Source organism: Amycolatopsis sp. NPDC114504 (genome assembly GCF_055633595.1).
In genome coordinates this window covers 226,279-243,484 of record NZ_JBVKDU010000006.1, presented here as the reverse complement: position 1 = coordinate 243,484, position 17,206 = coordinate 226,279, and the positions used below count along the sequence as shown (strand labels likewise).

Sequence of the window (17,206 nt, the reverse complement as noted above, 5' to 3'; positions counted from 1 at the left end):
GGGATGGCCGACGGGGGCGAACTGGTCAAGGCCACCGAGCGTTTGCTCGAGGGCAGGCACGGGAGGCTGGGGGCGTCCGCACTGCGGGCGGCCCTGGTCGACCTCTACGAGTTCTGGCTGGGCAGGGGCGCTTCGGCGGCCGGCGTCGACACCGCGGAACCGGGTGTCGCGCTGGTCGCCGTGGGCGGGCTCGGCCGCCGGGAGCTGGTGCCGTTCTCCGATCTCGACCTGGTGCTGGTGCACAACGGCAACAGCAAGGTCGGCGAGATCGCGGACGCGCTCTGGTATCCCTTGTGGGACGCGAAAGTCGGGTTGGACCACTCGGTCCGCACACCCGGCGAAGCGCTGAAGGTCGCTTCGGAGGACCTTCGCACGGCGATGGGCCTGCTCGACGCCCGGCACCTCTCTGGGGACGCCGAGCTGACCGGCAGGCTGGTTTCCGCGGCGCGCGACCAGTGGCGCCGCACCGCGCGCAAGCAGATCCCGGACATGACGGCGTCGGTCCGGCAGCGCTGGGCTCGCAGCGGCGAGATCGCGCAGTCCGCCGAACCCGACCTCAAGCACGGGCGGGGCGGGCTGCGGGACTTCGCCGTCCTGGAAGCACTGGCCGCGGCGCAGCTCACCGCGCGGCCCGGCGAAGAGCTCCTGGAAGCCAAGGAGCTCTTGCTCGACGTCCGCACCGAGCTGCGGCGCGAGATCCGGCGCGAGCGGGATATCCTGTCCGCGCCGGAGGCCGAGCTGGTGGCCGCCGAACTCGGCTTCGGCGACCGTTTCACGTTGGCCCGCAAGCTTTCCGGCGCGGGACGCACGATCGCGTATGCGCTGGACGTCGCGCTCCGGTCCACTGTGGAGCCGCCGAAACCGCGCTTCGGGCGACGGCCGTCCCGCACTCCGCTCGCCGAAGGCGTGGTACTGCACGGGAACGAGGTCTCCCTGGCCCGTGACGCCGTCCCGGCGAAGGACCCGGCGCTGCTGCTGCGGGTCGCCGCGGCGTCGGCGCGCACGGGCAAGCCCATCGCGCTCGGCACGCTCAAGGCGCTGGCGGAATCGGCGCCGGAGCTGCGGGCCCCGTGGCCGCCCGAGGCGTTGAACGCCCTGGTCGAGCTGCTGGGCGCGGGAGAGGGGCTGGTCGACGCCGTCGAGTCGCTCGACCGGACCGGCCTGTGGGCCCGGCTGTTCCCCGAGTGGGGTGCGGTCCGCGACCTGCCGCCGCGCTCGCCGGTGCACCAGTGGACGGTCGACCGGCACCTCGTGCGCACCTGCGTCGAGGCGGCCAAGCTGACCACCACGGTGCCACGGCCGGACCTGCTGCTGATCGGCGCGCTGCTGCACGACATCGGCAAGGGCCGCGACGCCGACCATTCGGAGCTGGGCGCCAAGATCTCCCTCCAGGTCGCGACGCGGCTCGGGCTGAGCCCGGCGGACGCGGCGACGGTGTCGGCGATGGTCCGTCACCACCTCCTGCTGCCGCACACCGCGACGCGGCGCGACATCAGTGAGCCGGAGACGGTCGCGCGCGTGGTGAAGACCTTGGACAGCGACCTCGTCCTGGTCGAGCTGCTGCACGCGCTCACCCAGGCCGACTCGCTGGCCACCGGTCCCGGCGTCTGGACCGACTGGAAGGCGCGGCTGCTCGCCCAGCTCGTCACCGGTTGCGAAGAGGTGTTGCACGGCAAGGGGTTCACCGCGCCCGAACCGATGGACGACGAACAGCGCGAGCTCGTCGCCCAGGCCGTGGCCTCGGGGACCGGCGAGATCCGGATCAGCGCCCAGGGCAAGGTCGTCACGGTGCTGCTGGCCGTGCCGGCCCGCGCGGAGCTCCTGGCACCGGCGGCAGGCGTGCTGGCGCTGAACTCCCTGGAAGTGCACTCGGCGGTGCTGCGCGGCCACGACGGCGGGCGCGCCGGCGTCTTCACGGCGTCCCCGAAGTTCGGCTCGCTGCCGGACGCGACGCTGCTGCGCGAGCAGTTCGCCCGCGCGGTCGCCGGCACCCTTCCGCTCACCCAGCGGCTGGCGGCGAAGGAACGCGACTACGGCTCGCCGGACGCGGCCCCGGTCGCGCCGAAGGTGCTCTGGTTCGACGACGAGACGAGCGGCCCCGACACGGTGGTCCTCGAACTGCGCGCCGCCGACCGGATCGGCCTGCTGTTCCGGGTCGCGGGCGCGCTGCGCCGGTGCAACGCGGAGGTCCGCTGGGCGAAGGTCTCGACGCTGGGCGGGGCGGTGGTGGACTCGTTCGCGGTGACGCCCCGCGGCGGCCGCATCGAGCCGGGCTGGCGGCGCGAGGTGGAGCAGGCGATCGTGGCCGCGGTTTCCTGAGCCGGCGAGCCCTCGGCTCGGTTCACCCGACATCGGGTGAACCGAGCCGAGGGCTCAGGCACGTGGTGGCCGGCAGGCTTTCCCGAGCCGAGCCGAGCCGAGCCGAGCCGAGCCGAGCCGAGCCGAGCCGAGCCGAGCCGAGCCGAGCCGAGCCGAGCCGAGCCGAGCCGAGCCGAGCCGGTGGCTCAGCTCGCCGAGCGAGCGGCGGCCGCGTGCTCGGGTGCGCCGAACCAGCGGTGCAGCGCGTCTTCCAGGCCCGGGCCACCGGACCACGCCACGTAACCGTCAGGCCGGACGAGCCGCGGCTCGGCGCCGGACCGCGGCTCGACCCGGTCGGCCCAGCCCGCGGGCAGCGCCGCGCCGATCAGCACAGCACGGCCGTCGGACGCGACCGGAACCTCGGTGCGGCCCGACACCCCCGGGTACGTCAGCCCGATGCCCGAGATCTCGAGGGCGACGGCGCGGCGGGCCTCGGGGACGGCCAGCAGCCCCGTGACGACCTCGCGCACGGCCGCCGCGTCCGGGTCGGGTACGCCGAGCACCGCCTGGGCGCGGGTGCTGACCAGCACGCGGGCGGCGACCGGGTGGCGCTCGTCGTGGTAGCTGTCGAGCAGGCCGTCCGGTGCGGTGCCGCGGACCGTCGCGGCCAGCTTCCAGCCGAGGTTCGCCGCGTCCTGCAGGCCCAGGTTGAGCCCCTGGCCGCCGACCGGGAGGTGGACGTGCGCGGCATCGCCGGCGAACAGCACCCGGCCGTGGCGGTAGCGCTCGAGCTGCCGGGACGCGTCGCCGAAGCGTGACGCCCACAGCACTTCGCCCACCTCGATGCCCGCTCCGTGCGCGGCGGTCAGGGCCCGCTGCAGCTCGCCGTCCGTGACCGGTTCGCCGCGGCCGAGCCGTTGCTGCTCCTCGCCGAAGACGATCGTCCGGTAGCGACCGCCCGACAGCGGGAGCAGGTACCCCGACGCCGACGACGGCAGCTGCCAGGCGTCGGCCAGGCCGGCGGGCTTGGCCGCCAGCGTGACGTCGGCGACGACGAGCGAGATCCGCGCCGGGCTGCCGGGGAAGGCGGCGCCCAGCAGCGTGCGGACCGCGCTGTGCCCGCCGTCGGCGGCGACGAGCCACTCCGCCCGGTGCTCGCGCTCGCCGGCGGTGACGGTGACGCCCTCGTCGTCCTGCGCCACTGCGGTGACGGCCGCGTCGCGCAGCACCGGGGTGCGCAGGCGCGCCTCGATCGCCGCCGCGACGTGGACCTGTTCGACGCCGAGCTGGTACGGGAAGCGCGTCGGCAGGTCGGTGTAGTCGATCGGGAAGCCCGAGAAGTGCCCGGCGGGCAGCTTCGCCGCCACGTGGGGCTCGATCGCGGCGAGCAGGCCGCGGTCGGCCAGCACCTCGACCGACCGGGGCTGCAGGCCGAGGGCCTTCGACTGCGTGGTGGGCCGGGCGTCGCGTTCGAGGACCAGCACGTCGAGCCCGGCGCGCTCGAGTTCGAACGCGGTCAGCAGGCCGGTGGGGCCGGCGCCCGCGACCAGGACGTCAGGCATCGAGGTTCTCCTTCTTGAGGTACCAGAGGTGCCAGACGATCAGGAGCCCCAGCGCGCCGAACCACGCCACGTTGGTGACCAGCGCGATGAGGTCGATGGGCAGCGTGTAGACGAGCACGATGTGCAGCACCGCGCCGGCCAGCAGCACCGCACCCCAGGCCGCCGTGTTGATCCGCAGGCCGCGCCGGAACCGGGCGTCGGTGTCCCAGCGGCTCACCCACGCCTCCGCGCCCTCGGCGCCGCGCTTGACCTCGGCGATCGTGCGGCCGAGCGTCAGCTGCGCCGGCCGGCCGACGAACACCGAGACCAGCATCCACGCGCCGAACACGCCACCCAGCGCGGCGGTCCACCCTTCGCGGATCACCAGGGTGCGCGGGTCGTCCGAGAGCAGGCCCAGCACCACCGACAGCACCATGACGCTCAGCGTCACGAGGGCGACGAGGTCGACCTTCCGGTTGCGCACGATCGTCCACACCACGTACGGCGCGGCGAAGAGGACGCCGGCCATCAGCGCCCACCACTGGTCGACGCCGGCGGCGCGCAGGCCGTAGAACAAGGCCATCGGGATGAGCACTTCGAAGACGACGGTCAGGACGTTCGCGCGGATCACGCGGCGCAGACCGGCGTCGGGAGCGGGTTTCGCGTCGATCATCATTCGGGTTCCCCAGTGGATTCGGGTGCGGTCGCCCGCACGTAGAGGTCGGCGAGCTCACGGCCGATGCGCGTGAGCTCGGTGGGTGCCAGCCCGGCCGCGGCCGCCGTCGCGACGACGGCGTCGAGGCCGGAGGTGAGGGCGAGTGCGGTGATCCGGGCGTCGAGCGGGCCGAACGCGCCCGCTGCGTGCCCGGTGCGGAAGTGCTCTTCGAACAGCGCGAGCCGCCCGTTGACGCCGGGGCTCTGCGAGCCGGCGTTCTTCACCAGGTCGATCAGGGCGCGGACTTCGGCCGGGTGCTCGCCGACGAGCTCGACGTTCGCTTCGACGAAGGCACGCAGCTGCGCGACGTGCCCGACGGCGGCGTCGATGCGAGGCCCCATGAACGCCCCGGTGATCTCTTCGATCTCCGTGACGCACGCCGCGAGCAGGTCGTCCTTGCCCTTGAAGTGGTAGCTGATCATGCCGGTGCTCGACAGACCCGCCTGCTTCGCGATCCGGCTGAACGACGCCTTGGCGAAGCCCTCCTCGGCGATCACTTCGATCGCCGCCCGCACGATCTGGGCCCGCCGGCCGGACTCGGTGAACGTTCTTGCTCGCATGAGCAAAATTTAGCTCAGCCGAGCAAATCTGACAAGTCGTCAGGTCAGGGGCGGGAAATGGGGGAGTGGGTCAGGCGGTGGCGGTGCCGTCGACGACCCGGTTGCGGCCCGCGTCCTTGGCTCGGTACAGGGCCTTGTCCGCGGCCTGCAGCAGGCGTTCGACGGCCGTGCCGCCGTCCGGGTACGTCGCGACGCCGATCGAGGCCGACAGGGCGTCGATCACGCGGAGGTGGCTGCCGTCCTCGTACTCGACCTTCAGCGACTCGATCGCCGACCGGACGCGCTCGGCCACCGCGAGCACCGCCGCCGGGCCGATGTCCGGCAGCAGGACCACGAACTCCTCGCCGCCGAAGCGGCCGACCGAGTCGTAGTCGCGTACCGCGCTCTTGATCGTCGCCGCGACCGCGCGCAGCACCGTGTCGCCCGCCAGGTGACCGTGCGCGTCGTTGATCAGCTTGAAGTAGTCGAGGTCGATCATCAGGACGCCGAACGTGCTCCGTGAGCTGCGCTGGGCGCGGGCCAGTTCGCGCGAAGCGAGCAGATGCCACCCGGTCGTGTTGAACAGGCCCGTCTTCTCGTCGGTCGTCGCGGCGATCTCCAGCTGCTTGATCAGCACCGCCCGGTGCAGCACCAGCAGCGGCGGCACGATCGCGACGGCGAGCGCGGGCAGCGTCGCCAGCGTCAACGCCGTGAGCAGGCCCAGGCAGAGCGTCGCGACCTCGAGGAGGTTGTCGCCGAGGCCGCCGAAGAACGCCTTGATCGTGCGCTTGGTGATCGTCAGCGCCGGGACGATCGTGATCGCCGCGACCAGGAAGTACGTCACCGCGGCCAGCGCGATGGCCGTGATGCCGCGCCAGCCCGCCGTCAATGCCGCGTACATGTCGCCGACGCCGAGCCGGGCGAGCACGAACTCGGCCGAGTAGCAGGTGATGACGACGAGCGTCGCGTTCAGCGTGGTCCGGAACGGCGGGACGCGCTTCATCCGCGCGAGGCTGCGCGTCGCCAGGTGCAGGTAGAGGACGGCGATCAGGGCCGTGACGAGCGCGGGCGGCAGGAGCAGCACGCCGGCGAACGTCCAGACCGACGTCAGGTTGATGTGCGGGGTGTCGGACACCAGCCGCCGGACGCGCTCGATCTGCCGGCCGAGTTCCGCCTGCAGCACACCGAGGGCGACGAGGACGCCGAAGACGACCAGATCCCACGAGTGGACGGGCACCACGGCGGCGGTCCAGACGGTGGCCACGAGCGCCACCGACTCGACGAGGAAGCAGTAGAAGATCAGCGATCCGCGCTGGCGCCAGAGCGTCCAGTGAGCAGGGAGAAGCGCCCCACGGATCCGGCCCACGCGGGGTTCGGCCGGACGGGCGCCGTCCATACTCAAGGCGGGTGCAACTCCCCTGGGTGATCCGACGATCCGCGTCCACTTCACCACATCGGGCGACGGCGATCGACGATTGCCACACGTTCGGAGCAGCGAAGGGAGGTCGCCATGCGCAACCGCGAATCCTGACGCCCCGACCGCCGTCCGCGCCGACGCCGGAGGGAGGCCGTCATGCGCAACCGCGAATCCTGAGCCGCCGAGTCCCCCGCTGGAACGCCCGAGAGGAGACGTGCCGTGCGCAACCGCGAGTCCTGAGCTGCGGCGATCCGAGTCCGACGCCTGAAAGGAGAGCCCTGTGCGTAATCGCGAGTCCTGACCGACGTCCACCTGTCGCGACGCCTGGAAGGAGAGCCCCGTGCGCAATCGCGAGTCCTGAGCCTACGTCCGCCCGTCACGTCGCCCGGAAGGAGAAGCCCGTGCGTAACCGGGAGTCCTGAACCGATGCCCCGCTGGTCACCGCGCGCGAGAGGAGAGCGCTGTGCGTAACCGCGAGTCCTGAACTCACGCCCGCCCGTCACGCCGCCCCGAGAGGAGAGCCCCGTGCGCAACCGCGAGTCCTGAACCCACGCCGACCCCGTCGCGACGTCCGGAAGGAGACGCGCCGTGCGCAACCGCGAGTCCTGACCACGCCGAACACCCGGTCCGTCCCAGCAGGAGAGGGGAAACGTCACCATGCGCAACCGTGAGTCGTGAACTCCCGCCGGAGGAACTCCGGCCACTCGAGTACCCGCGGGCGCGGGTGGGACCGCTCAGGCGGTCGCGCCGCCGTCGACCACCAGGTCGTGCCCCACGGTGAAGGCCGCTTCGTCCGAAGCCAGCCACAGCACCGCGGCGGCCACCTCGGCGGTGGCCCCCACCCGGCCCAGCGGGATCGCGTTCTTGAGCCGTGCCGCGCGGTCCGCGCCCGTCTCGCCGGGACGCAGCGACATGTCCGTGTCGGTCGCCCCCGGGCTGACCGCGTTGATGCGGACGCCGTCGGCGATGTGGTCGCGCGCCGCCGTGCGGGTCAGCACGCTGACCGCTGCCTTCGACGCCGCGTACGCCGCCATGTTCGGCAGCCGTCCGTGCGCGCCGATGTTCGACGCCATGTTGACGATCGCGCCGCCACCGTGCGCCCTCATGTGCGCGACCTCGTGCTTCAGGCACAGCCAGGTCCCGGTGACGTTCGTGGCCATCACCGCCGCGAAGCCGTCTTCGTCGAGGTCGGCGACCGGGGCCGGCGACCCGAGGACGCCCGCGTTGTTGAACGCGACGTCCAGCCCGCCGTGCCGCGCGACGACCGTCTCGACCAGCCGCGCCACGTCCGCCGAGTCGGTCACGTCGACCGTCACCGCGCTCGCCGCGTCCCCGATCTCCTTGACCGCGGACGCGAGCCGCTGCTCGTCCCGGCCCGCGACGACGACCGTCGCGCCCTCGGCCGCGAACGCCTTCGCCGTCGCCAGCCCGATGCCCGAGCCTCCGCCGGTCACCAGGACGATCTTGCCTGCGAACCGTGCCCCCATGTCATCCTTCTTTCTGGTCCGGTCATTCTCGAATGAGTACGCGCATCGCCTGCGAGACGGCCGCGTCCAGCCGGCTCGCCGCGTCCGTGCCCTTGCCCAGGACGCGCAGTCCCTGGAGCACGGTGAGCAGGAACCGCGCCAGCGTCGCCGGGTCGCTGTCGCCGGGGAGCTCGTCCTGGGTCCTGGCGCGTTCGAGCGCCATGGTCAGGGCGACTTCGAGCGTGTCCCAGCTGCGCTCCACGATCCGGGCGACCGCCGGATCGCGGGGGAGCAGCTCGATCGCCGCGTTGACGACGAAGCAGCCGATGGGCCCGTCTTCGCCCAGGATGTCCGCGACATAACCGTCGAGCAGCTGCCGCACCGCCGTCACGCCCGAGCCAGGTTTCGACAGCTCGGCCATGACCCGGGTGTCGGTCCGCTCGGCGTACCGCTTCAACGCCGTCACGTAGAAGTCGTGCTTCGTGCCGAAGGTCGCGTACAGGCTCGCCTTCGCGACGCCGAGGTGCATGACGAGGTCGCTGACCGACGTCGCTTCGTAGCCTTGACGCCGGAAGAGCGCGAGCGCGGCGTCGCAGGCTTCGTCGACGTCGAACTCCTTGACCCGGGACATGATCGAAACCCTAGTCGATTCGAGAACGAACGGTCAAATAAGCGAGCGGCGGTGTGTCGCCTCCGATGACGGCGGGTGCGGTGGCACCATGGCTGATCTGGCCGTCCGGAGGGGGTGAGCGATGCAAGACCTCACGCTGCCGCCGACGGTCGTCGCCACCCACCTGCGGTCCTGCGCCGAAGAGCTCGCCGCGAGCCTGCGCTGCGGCGGCCCGGGCGCCACGACCACCGAGCTCACCGACGTCGTCGCGCACCTGATCGCGGGCCAGGAGGCCATCTCCCACGCGCTCGCCGGCCTCGCCGCCCGCGTCGAAGGCGGTGCGGACGCGCTCGCCGCGGCCCCGCCCCTGGACGTGGAGGTGGTCACCGAGGTGCTCCGCGAGGCGGCCATCGCGGCCCGCTGCGCGGCCGAAGCGCTCGGCGAGGTCACGCCGTCGTTCGAATGTGTGAGCGAGTCCGTCGCGCCTGACACCCGTTTGTAGCTGTCGGGGCGCGCGGGCGCTTGTCTAGCCTGGAGCTGCGGAGGTGGCTCTCATGCGCGCGATGTGGATGGGCACGATCGGGTTCGGTAGTTACGCCATTCCGGTGAAGGCGTACAGCGCGACCGAGGACCGCGAGATCCCGCTGCACCAGGTGCACGAGGCCGACGGCGGCCGCGTCCGGGTCAAGCGGGTGTGCGAGGTCGACGGCGCCGAGGTGCCGCCCGAACAGATGGTCCGCGGGTACGTCGTGCCCGGTGGTGACGTCGTGCTGTTGTCGGACCACGAACTCGCGTCGCTCCCGATGCCCGGCCGCACGATCGCGATCCGCGGCTTCGCGCCGCTCGCCGACGTCGACCCGATCTGGTTCGCGAAGAGCTACTACCTCGAGCCGGAGCCGGCGGGCACGAAGCCGTACGTGCTGTTCAGCGAGGCCCTGCAGCAGTCCGGGCGGATCGCGCTGGTCACGGTCGCGCTGCGCCGCCGCGAGACGCTCGGCGCGCTGCGCGTGCGCGACCAGGTGATCGTGCTGGAGACGATGCTGTGGCCAGACGAGGTCCGCACGCCCGACTTCCCGTTCCGGCACGCCGACGTCGACATCCGGCCGGGTGAGCTGCGGCGCGCGGTGAACCTGGTCGAGGAGCTGACCGGCGAGTTCGACCCGGGCCGCTATCCCGACCGTTACCGCGAGGCGTTCCAGGCGTTGGTCCAGGCGAAGATCGACGGCGCCGAAGTCGTCCAGCCGACGGCGGCGGCGCAGGCAGAAGGCGTCACGCGGTTGCTGGCGGCCCTGCAGGAGTCGGCGTCCGAAGCCGAGGACGCGCGCAACGCGGCCGTCTCGAAGGCCAAGGCCGCCGCGTCGAGGGCGGCGAAGGCGCGTACGACGGCGAAGCGGGCCGCGACCCGCGCGAAGACGTCCTGAGTATTACTACCCACGGGTAATTGAGGGTTCTCCCACTGCTGGCGGGTGCTCCGGCGCGGCAGACTTCGTCCTGCCAGCGGGTACCGGACCGCAGGCGAGGGGGAGGGAAACCGGACGGCCCCTGGGGAGGTGAGCCGTCCGGGCACCAGGGTTCCGGGGCGGGCCGACGGAGGAGCGGTCCGTTCCCGGAACCCGTGTCGCACCGCGGGGAGGCGGCGCGAACGAAGGGGGTGTCTTGAAAGCCGCCGTGGAGGGATCGAGGGGTCTCCACGGCGGCTTTCAGGCGTCCGCCACCCGGGTCAGCAGCTCCGACGCCAGCTTCAGCAGCTGCCGTTCCGTCGGGGACAGCGTCGACTCCATCGCCGCCGCCAGCCAGCGCTCCCGCTGGACGCTGTACTCGCGCAGCACCGACAGTCCTGCCGGCGTGATGCTGATCAGCGACCGCCGGCCGTCCGCCGGGTCGGGGGTGCGCGTGACCAGCTCGCGGCCGGTCACCCAAGCCAGGATCCGGGTCAGCGACTGCGGCTGCAGCCGTTCCGCGGCCGCCAGCTCCGACGGGGTGTGCGTGCCCGCCCGGTAGAGCCGGCTCAGCACCGCCAGCACCGCCGGGCCCGGGCCGTTCGGGTCGCTTTCGGCGCGCATCCGCCAGTTCAGCCGCCCGACGCCCTCGCGCACCCGCCAGGCCAGGTCGGCCAGCTCGGTGTCCGCGCTGACCGGTGCGGCGACGTCGGGTTCGGGCTGCATGGCCCCAGGCTATGCGGTTCCCCGGACCAGCCGGGCATAACGCCCGTCGCGCGCCAGCAGCTCCTCGTGCGTCCCGCGTTCCACGATCCGGCCCTCGTGCAGGACCACGATCTGGTCGGCGTGCTCCACAGTGGACAGCCGGTGCGCGATCGTCAGCGTCGTGCGGCCCGAGGCGAGCCGGTCGAGCTCGGCCTGCACCGAGCGTTCGGTGCGGGTGTCGAGCGCGCTGGTCGCTTCGTCGAGGATGAGCACCGGCGGGTTGCGCAGCAGGATCCGCGCGATCGCCATCCGCTGCTTCTCGCCGCCGGAGAAGCGGTAGCCGCGCTGGCCGACGACCGTGTCGTACCCCTCGGGCAGCCCGGCCAGGGTGTCGTGGATGTGCGCGGCCTTCGCCGCCGCCTCGATCTCGTCGTCGGTCGCGTCCGGCTTCGCGAAGCGCAGGTTCTCCCGCACGGTGTCGTGGAACAGGTACGTCTCCTGCGACACCAGCCCGACGCCGGCGGCCAGCGAGGCGAGCGTGACGTCGCGGACGTCGGTGCCGTCGATCTCCACGGACCCCTCGTCCACCTCGTAGAGCCGCGCGACCAGGTAGGCGAGCGTCGTCTTGCCGGAGCCGGTCGAGCCGACCAGTGCGGTGGTGGTGCCGGCGGGGACGTCCAGGTCGATGTCGTGCAGCGTCCGCGGGCCGTCCTCGTCGTAGCGGAACGAGACCCCGCGCATCGCGACGTCGCCGCGACGCACCGCCAGCTCGGTGGCGCCCGGCTTGTCGGCGATCTCGACCCGCAGGTCGAGCACCTCGAAGATCCGGCCGAACAGCGCCTTCGACGTCGCCACGTTCTGCCCGATCGTCTGCATCGCGGTGGCCGGCGCGACCAGCCGGTTGAGCATGCTGGTGAAGGCGACGACGGTGCCGAGCGAGATCGGCGACGCGCCGCCGGCCAGCGCGAGCCCGGCGATCCAGTACACCAGCGCGGGGATCACCGTCAGGCTCATGCCCCGCGACGCGATCTGCCAGCGCCCGGCCAGCGCGGCGGCGCGTTCCAGCGTCGCGATCTCCCTGGATTCCTCGCCGAAGCGCGCCCGCATCGCGCGTTCGTTGCCCATCGTCTTGGCGAGCAACACGCCGGTGACCGACAGGGACTCCTCGACCATCGTGGTCAGCCGGGCCATCCGCCGCGTGCGGCCGCGGGCCAGCGTCCGCCGCTTGCGGCCCAGCCGCAGCGTGAACGCCAGGAACAGCGGCACGACGATCAGCGAGAGCGCCGCCAGCTGCCAGTCCAGCACGATCAACGCGACCGTGATGGCGATCGTCGTGGTCGCGTTCTGCACGACGGACCCCGCCGTCGTGGTGATCACGTTGTCGACGCCGCCGATGTCGTTGAACACCCGCGAGAGCACTTCGCCGCTCTTCGTCCGGGTGAAGAACCCGAGGGACATCCGCTGCAGGTGGCCGTAGACCGAGACGCGCAGCTCGTTCATCACCCGCTGCCCGATCGTGTTGGACAGGCCGGTGGTGGCGACGCCGAGGGAGCCGCTGCCGACCGCGCAGACGATCATCCCCGCGGCGAGCAGGCTGATCAGGAGCGTGTCGCGGTGCGGCAGGGCGTCGTCGAGGATCTCGCGCAGCAGGAACGGCGAGACGACGCCGAGGCCGGCCTGCAGCACGATCAGCGAGAACAGCGCGGCGAGGGGTCCGCGGTGCGGGCGGAACAGGCCGGCGATGCGCCGCAGGGGGACCGGTTCGTCGGCGTCGGTGGCCGGTTCGGCGAGTGACGGACGGGGTCTGGTCGCGGAAGTCATACACGCATGTTTACTGAATGCGACCGCTGTCGCCACTGAATTTCCGCAGGTAAAGCCAACTTTACTGAGTTCTCGCGCGCGAAGTAGTACACCTCTGTGTACTAATCGCGTGCGCGACCTTCGCGTACCCGCGAGGCGGGGGAGCCGGAGCGACTACCCTCGGGAGGGCCGGCCTCGTCCGGCGCGCCACTCTCGACCCAGCTGGAGCGTGCACACCCGTGTTCGACACCCTCTCCGATCGGCTCACAGCCGCCCTTCAGACGCTCACGCGCAAGGGCAGGCTGTCGGACGCCGACATCGACGCCACCGCGCGCGAGATCCGCATCGCGCTGCTGGAGGCCGACGTCGCCCTCGGCGTGGTCAAGACCTTCATCGCGAAGATCAAGGAGCGGGCGAAGGGCGCCGAGGTCTCCCAGGCGCTCAACCCCGCGCAGCAGGTCGTCAAGATCGTCAACGAGGAGCTCGTCGGCATCCTCGGCGGCGAGACGCGGCGGCTCAACCTGGCCAAGAACCCGCCGACCGTGATCATGCTCGCGGGCCTGCAGGGTGCCGGTAAGACGACGCTCGCCGGCAAGCTCGCGCTGTGGCTGAAGAAGCAGGGCCACGCGCCGATGCTGGTCGCCTGCGACCTCCAGCGCCCGAACGCCGTCACGCAGCTGCAGGTCGTCGGCGAGCGCGCCGGTGTCGTCACCTTCGCCCCCGAGCCGGGCAACGGCGTCGGCGACCCGGTCGACGTCGCGCGCCGCGCCATCGCCGAGGCGAAGCGCGCGCAGCACGACGTCGTCGTGGTCGACACCGCGGGCCGCCTGGGTGTCGACGAAGAGCTGATGAAGCAGGCCGCGGACATCCGCGACGCCGTCCAGCCGGACGAGACCCTGTTCGTCGTCGACGCGATGATCGGCCAGGACGCCGTGACCACGGCCGAGGCGTTCCGCGACGGCGTCGGCTTCACCGGCGTCGTGCTCACGAAGCTCGACGGCGACGCCCGCGGTGGTGCCGCGCTGAGCGTCCGCGAGGTCACCGGCCAGCCGATCCTCTTCGCGTCCAACGGCGAGAAGCTCGAGGACTTCGACACCTTCCACCCCGACCGGATGGCGTCGCGGATCCTCGGCATGGGCGACGTGCTGACCCTGATCGAGCAGGCCGAGCAGGCCTTCGACCAGGACCAGGCCGAGCAGGCCGCGGCGAAGCTGTCGAGCGGCCAGCTCACCCTGGAGGACTTCCTCGAGCAGATGCTCGCGGTCCGCAAGATGGGCCCGATCGGCAACCTGCTCGGCATGCTCCCCGGCGCCGGCCAGATGAAGGACCAGCTGGCCCAGGTCGACGACAAGCACCTCGACAAGCTGCAGGCGATCATCCGCGGCATGACGCCCGCCGAGCGCGACAACCCGAAGATGATCAACGGGTCGCGCCGGCTGCGCATCGCCAACGGCTCCGGCGTCTCCGTCCGCGAGGTCAACGACCTGGTCAACCGGTTCTTCGAGGCCCGCAAGATGATGGCCCAGATGGCCGGCCGGTTCGGCTTCGGCGGCGGGGGCGGCTCCAAGACGCGCAAGGGCAAGAAGGGCAAGAAGGGCCGCGGCCCGACGCAGCCCAAGGTCCGCGGCGGCTTCCCGGGCGGCATGCCGATGCTGCCCCCGGGCGGTCAGATGCCGGGCGGCATGCCCGACCTCTCGAAGCTGGGCGGCATGAACGACGTCCCGGGCTTCGACCCGACGAAGTTCAAGCTGCCGAAGAACCCCAAGGACAATTGAGCACCGCGCTCCACGCCGCCGGGGTGGTCCTGCCCGGCGGCGAGCCCGGGGAACTCTGGATCACCGGCGGCCGGATCTCGTTCGAGCCGGTGCCGGACGCCGAGACGCTGGGCCGGGACGTCTTCCTGGTGCCCGGTCTGGTCGACGCCCACTGCCACCCCGGCATCGGCGTCGGCGGGCCCGTCTCGCTCGAAGAGGCGACCGAACAGGCGCTGGCCGACCGCGCCGCGGGCACGTTGCTGATCCGCGACTGCGGCCTGCCGATCGACGTCCGGCCGCTGCAGCGACGCGCCGACCTGCCGACGATCATCCGCGCCGGGAAGCACCTCGCGCTGGCCAAGCGCTACATCCCGGGGCTCGGCATCGAGCTGGACGATCCCTCGCAGCTGCCGGACGCCGTCGCCGAGCAGGCTCGTGACGGCGACGGCTGGGTCAAGCTGGTCGGCGACTGGATCGACCGCGGCGCCGGCGACCTCGCGCCGCTCTGGCCGGACGACGTCCTCGCCGAAGCCGTCAAGGTCGCGCACGACCACGGCGCCCGCGTCACCGCGCACGTGTTCGGCGAAGCCGCGCTGCCCGGGCTCATCGCGTCGGGCATCGACTGCCTCGAACACGGCACCGGCCTGAGCGCCGACCAGCTCGGCGAGCTGGCGCGCACCGATGTCGCGCTGGTGCCGACGCTGATCAACATCGAGAACTTCCCGGGCATCGCGGACAAGGCGGGCAAGTACCCGGCGTACGCGGACCACATGCGCGCGCTTCACGCCGGCGTCGGCGAGATGGTCGCGACGGCCATCGAAGCGGGCGTACGCGTCTTCGCCGGCAGTGACGCTGGTGGCATGGTCGAGCACGGCCGGCTCGTCGACGAGATCGAGGCGCTGCACCGCGTGGGCATGACCCGCGAGGCGGCTCTCGCGAGCGCGTCCTGGGCCGCCCGCGACTGGCTCGGCCACCCGGGCATCGCCGACGGCGCACCGGCCGACCTGCTCGTCTACGCGAGCGACCCGCGCGATGACCTGGGCGTCCTTCGGCACCCGGAGCACATCGTGCTCGGCGGCGTCGTGTACGCGTAGACCCCGCCGTTTTCCTTGCGGGAGCGGCACTTTAGCGTGGGGCGCGTGACGGACGACGACGGCGCACGGCGCGTGCTGGGTGCGCACTGGTGCTTTGCGGCGTTCTTCGCGGGGATCGCCGGCTACTACCTGATCAACCTGATCATCGCCGCCGCGGTCAACCGCAACGTCGGCGAGTTCGACCCCCTCGAGCTGCACGACATCGGCCCGCTGCTGCTCCTGGCGTTCGTGCCCAACCTCCTGCTCGGCCTCGGCCCGGCGGTGGGTTCGTGGCGCTGGGGGGAGGGGCTGCGCGCGGACTTCGGGCTCAAGCCGACCTGGCGCGACGTCCGGATCGGCCTCGCCTGCGGCGCGCTCGCGCTGGTCGTCGGCTACGGGCTCAACCTGGTCCTGATCGCCGTCTACGGCGCCGACGACGTCTCCGACAGCCCGCTGAGCGACCTCGCCGACACCTTCGACGGCGACACCGTCTGGCTGGTGCTCGCCGCGGTGATCGTCATCGCCGGCGCGCCGATCACGGAGGAGCTGCTGGTCCGCGGCACGCTGTGGAACGCGCTGCAGTTCCACCGGGTCCCGCCGTGGGTGGTGCTCCTGCTCACCTCGCTGGTCTTCGCCCAGCTGCACGGCGAGCCGACTCGCACGATCGCCCTGTTCGGCCAGGGCATCGCGATCGGGCTGGCCCGGCAGCTGTCCGGCCGGGTGAGCGCCGGGGTGATCGCCCACGCGGCGAACAACCTGCCGCCGGCGGTACTGCTGTTCGTCGCGCACTGAGAGTGTTGCGATGATCGATGGACAGTAGTCGGACGGATACTGTGTGATCACTCTCCGGCGGCTAGGCTCGGGACCAGGAGCCGACTGATCGCGGAGGGCAACGCGTGACCACTTCCCAGCCCCGGGACCCGGCTCCCGACGCCGCGCCGTTCCCCGAGCCGGAGGAACCCGCCGCGACCGCGTTCCTGCCGCCCGCGCGGCGGCACCGATGGGGCTTCGGGGCCTTCCTGCTCGTCGAGGCCGTGCTGCTGTCCTCGGCCGCGTTCGTGTCGGTGCTGGTCGGCGACACCGGCCCCGGCCCGCTGCCGATCCGGGTCGTGCTGCTCGGCACCATGCTGCCGACGATGATCGCGGCCGGCGTCGCGGTCCTGATCACCTACGTGCGCGGCAACGGGCCCGTGATCGACCTGCGGATCGAGTGGCGCTGGGCCGACGTGAAGACCGGGTTCCGCTTCGGCTGCGTCGGGCTCGTCTTCACCACCCTCGGCGCCTACCTGTGGACGCAGCTGGTCGGCAACGCCAACGCGACGTCGGCGATCAGCGCGCTGGTCGAGGACCGGAAGATGTCGATCTCGGCGGCCATCGTGATGTTCGTCTACCTGTGGCTGCTCGGGCCGATCTGCGAAGAGATCATCTACCGCGGCCTGCTCTGGGGCGCGGCCGAACAGCTGCAGTGGCGCAGCGAGCGCTGGGGCCGTGTCGCGGCGTTCCTGCTGTGCACGGCGGTGTTCGCGGCCAGCCACCTCGAGCCGCTGCGCACGACGTTGCTGCTGGTCATCGCGGTGCCGATCGGGCTGGCGCGGCTCGTCACCGGACGGCTGCCGGCGAGCATCGTCGCGCACCAGGTGAACAACTTCCTGCCGGCGCTCACCATCCTGCTCGGCGCGCTCGGAGTGGCTTCGTTCTGAGCCGCTAGCCAGGCCTCTTTCCCGGTGCGCGGGGGCCGTCTGGCAGAATGAGTCACTGCTTGCTTCCGCCGGACCCTCTCACCGCGCGAAAGCTCCTGACCTTCGGGTGCCCGCGTCCGTGTCCCCACTCGGCTCGCGAGTGCCCACCC

The 17,206-nt window shown here is 72.1% G+C and carries 15 protein-coding genes; 7 read left to right on the top strand and 8 right to left on the bottom strand.

The genetic code is table 11. The features are described from left to right. Positions 1-3 precede the first annotated feature (3 nt). The gene (locus ACZ7PG_RS42900) at positions 4-2,319 is read left to right on the top strand and encodes a [protein-PII] uridylyltransferase (protein WP_470244950.1); all 2,316 of its coding nucleotides are present in this window, start codon (positions 4-6) and stop codon (positions 2,317-2,319) included. A 185-nt stretch (positions 2,320-2,504) separates the two neighbouring features. Here ACZ7PG_RS42900 and ACZ7PG_RS42895 read toward each other — a convergent pair whose 3' ends face one another. From ACZ7PG_RS42895 to ACZ7PG_RS42870, 6 genes are all read right to left on the bottom strand, one after another. Beyond that, positions 2,505-3,860 carry an FAD-dependent oxidoreductase gene (locus tag ACZ7PG_RS42895; protein ID WP_470244949.1) on the bottom strand — a complete coding sequence of 452 codons (1,356 nt, stop codon included), beginning with the start codon at positions 3,858-3,860 and terminating at the stop codon, positions 2,505-2,507. After that, positions 3,853-4,515: a VC0807 family protein gene (locus ACZ7PG_RS42890; RefSeq protein ID WP_470244948.1), complete on the bottom strand. Its 663-nt coding sequence runs from the start codon at positions 4,513-4,515 to the stop codon at positions 3,853-3,855. The genes ACZ7PG_RS42895 and ACZ7PG_RS42890 overlap by 8 nt, the downstream gene beginning before the upstream one ends. Continuing rightward, the gene (locus tag ACZ7PG_RS42885; protein ID WP_470244947.1) at positions 4,512-5,114 is read right to left on the bottom strand and encodes a TetR/AcrR family transcriptional regulator; all 603 of its coding nucleotides are present in this window, start codon (positions 5,112-5,114) and stop codon (positions 4,512-4,514) included. The genes ACZ7PG_RS42890 and ACZ7PG_RS42885 overlap by 4 nt, the downstream gene beginning before the upstream one ends. Before the next feature lie 70 nt (positions 5,115-5,184). Further along, complete coding sequence (locus ACZ7PG_RS42880; protein WP_470245685.1) at positions 5,185-6,489, bottom strand: GGDEF domain-containing protein; 1,305 nt, start codon at positions 6,487-6,489, stop codon at positions 5,185-5,187. A gap of 755 nt (positions 6,490-7,244) precedes the next feature. Then, positions 7,245-7,997: a glucose 1-dehydrogenase gene (locus ACZ7PG_RS42875; RefSeq protein WP_470244946.1), complete on the bottom strand. Its 753-nt coding sequence runs from the start codon at positions 7,995-7,997 to the stop codon at positions 7,245-7,247. Positions 7,998-8,019: 22 nt separating this feature from the next. Continuing rightward, the gene (locus tag ACZ7PG_RS42870; protein WP_470244945.1) at positions 8,020-8,607 is read right to left on the bottom strand and encodes a TetR/AcrR family transcriptional regulator; all 588 of its coding nucleotides are present in this window, start codon (positions 8,605-8,607) and stop codon (positions 8,020-8,022) included. 121 nt (positions 8,608-8,728) lie between these two features. Between ACZ7PG_RS42870 and ACZ7PG_RS42865 the strand changes: the two genes are divergently transcribed. After that, the gene (locus ACZ7PG_RS42865) at positions 8,729-9,088 is read left to right on the top strand and encodes a hypothetical protein (RefSeq protein ID WP_470244944.1); all 360 of its coding nucleotides are present in this window, start codon (positions 8,729-8,731) and stop codon (positions 9,086-9,088) included. A 52-nt stretch (positions 9,089-9,140) separates the two neighbouring features. Next, on the top strand, positions 9,141-10,007 hold the full coding sequence (gene ku, locus ACZ7PG_RS42860) for a non-homologous end joining protein Ku (RefSeq protein ID WP_470244943.1): 867 nt from the start codon (positions 9,141-9,143) through the stop codon (positions 10,005-10,007). A 279-nt stretch (positions 10,008-10,286) separates the two neighbouring features. Here the strand turns inward: ku and ACZ7PG_RS42855 are convergent, their stop codons facing one another. Further along, positions 10,287-10,751, bottom strand: coding sequence for a MarR family winged helix-turn-helix transcriptional regulator (locus ACZ7PG_RS42855; protein WP_470244942.1), 465 nt, complete (start codon positions 10,749-10,751; stop codon positions 10,287-10,289). 9 nt (positions 10,752-10,760) lie between these two features. Then, positions 10,761-12,551, bottom strand: coding sequence for an ABC transporter ATP-binding protein (locus ACZ7PG_RS42850; protein WP_470244941.1), 1,791 nt, complete (start codon positions 12,549-12,551; stop codon positions 10,761-10,763). Between the two features lie 218 nt (positions 12,552-12,769). On the opposite strand from ACZ7PG_RS42850, the gene ffh reads away from it, so the two are divergent. The 4 genes from ffh to ACZ7PG_RS42830 all read left to right on the top strand — a co-directional run bounded on the left by ffh (position 12,770) and on the right by ACZ7PG_RS42830 (position 17,057). Further along, positions 12,770-14,305 (top strand): signal recognition particle protein, encoded by a 1,536-nt coding sequence (gene ffh, locus ACZ7PG_RS42845; protein ID WP_470244940.1) that lies wholly within the window; start codon positions 12,770-12,772, stop codon positions 14,303-14,305. After that, positions 14,302-15,378: an amidohydrolase family protein gene (locus ACZ7PG_RS42840; protein ID WP_470244939.1), complete on the top strand. Its 1,077-nt coding sequence runs from the start codon at positions 14,302-14,304 to the stop codon at positions 15,376-15,378. The genes ffh and ACZ7PG_RS42840 overlap by 4 nt, the downstream gene beginning before the upstream one ends. Before the next feature lie 45 nt (positions 15,379-15,423). Then, on the top strand, positions 15,424-16,149 hold the full coding sequence (locus ACZ7PG_RS42835; RefSeq protein WP_470244938.1) for a lysostaphin resistance A-like protein: 726 nt from the start codon (positions 15,424-15,426) through the stop codon (positions 16,147-16,149). A 104-nt stretch (positions 16,150-16,253) separates the two neighbouring features. Next, the gene (locus ACZ7PG_RS42830; protein ID WP_155545315.1) at positions 16,254-17,057 is read left to right on the top strand and encodes a CPBP family intramembrane glutamic endopeptidase; all 804 of its coding nucleotides are present in this window, start codon (positions 16,254-16,256) and stop codon (positions 17,055-17,057) included. Positions 17,058-17,206 lie beyond the last annotated feature (149 nt).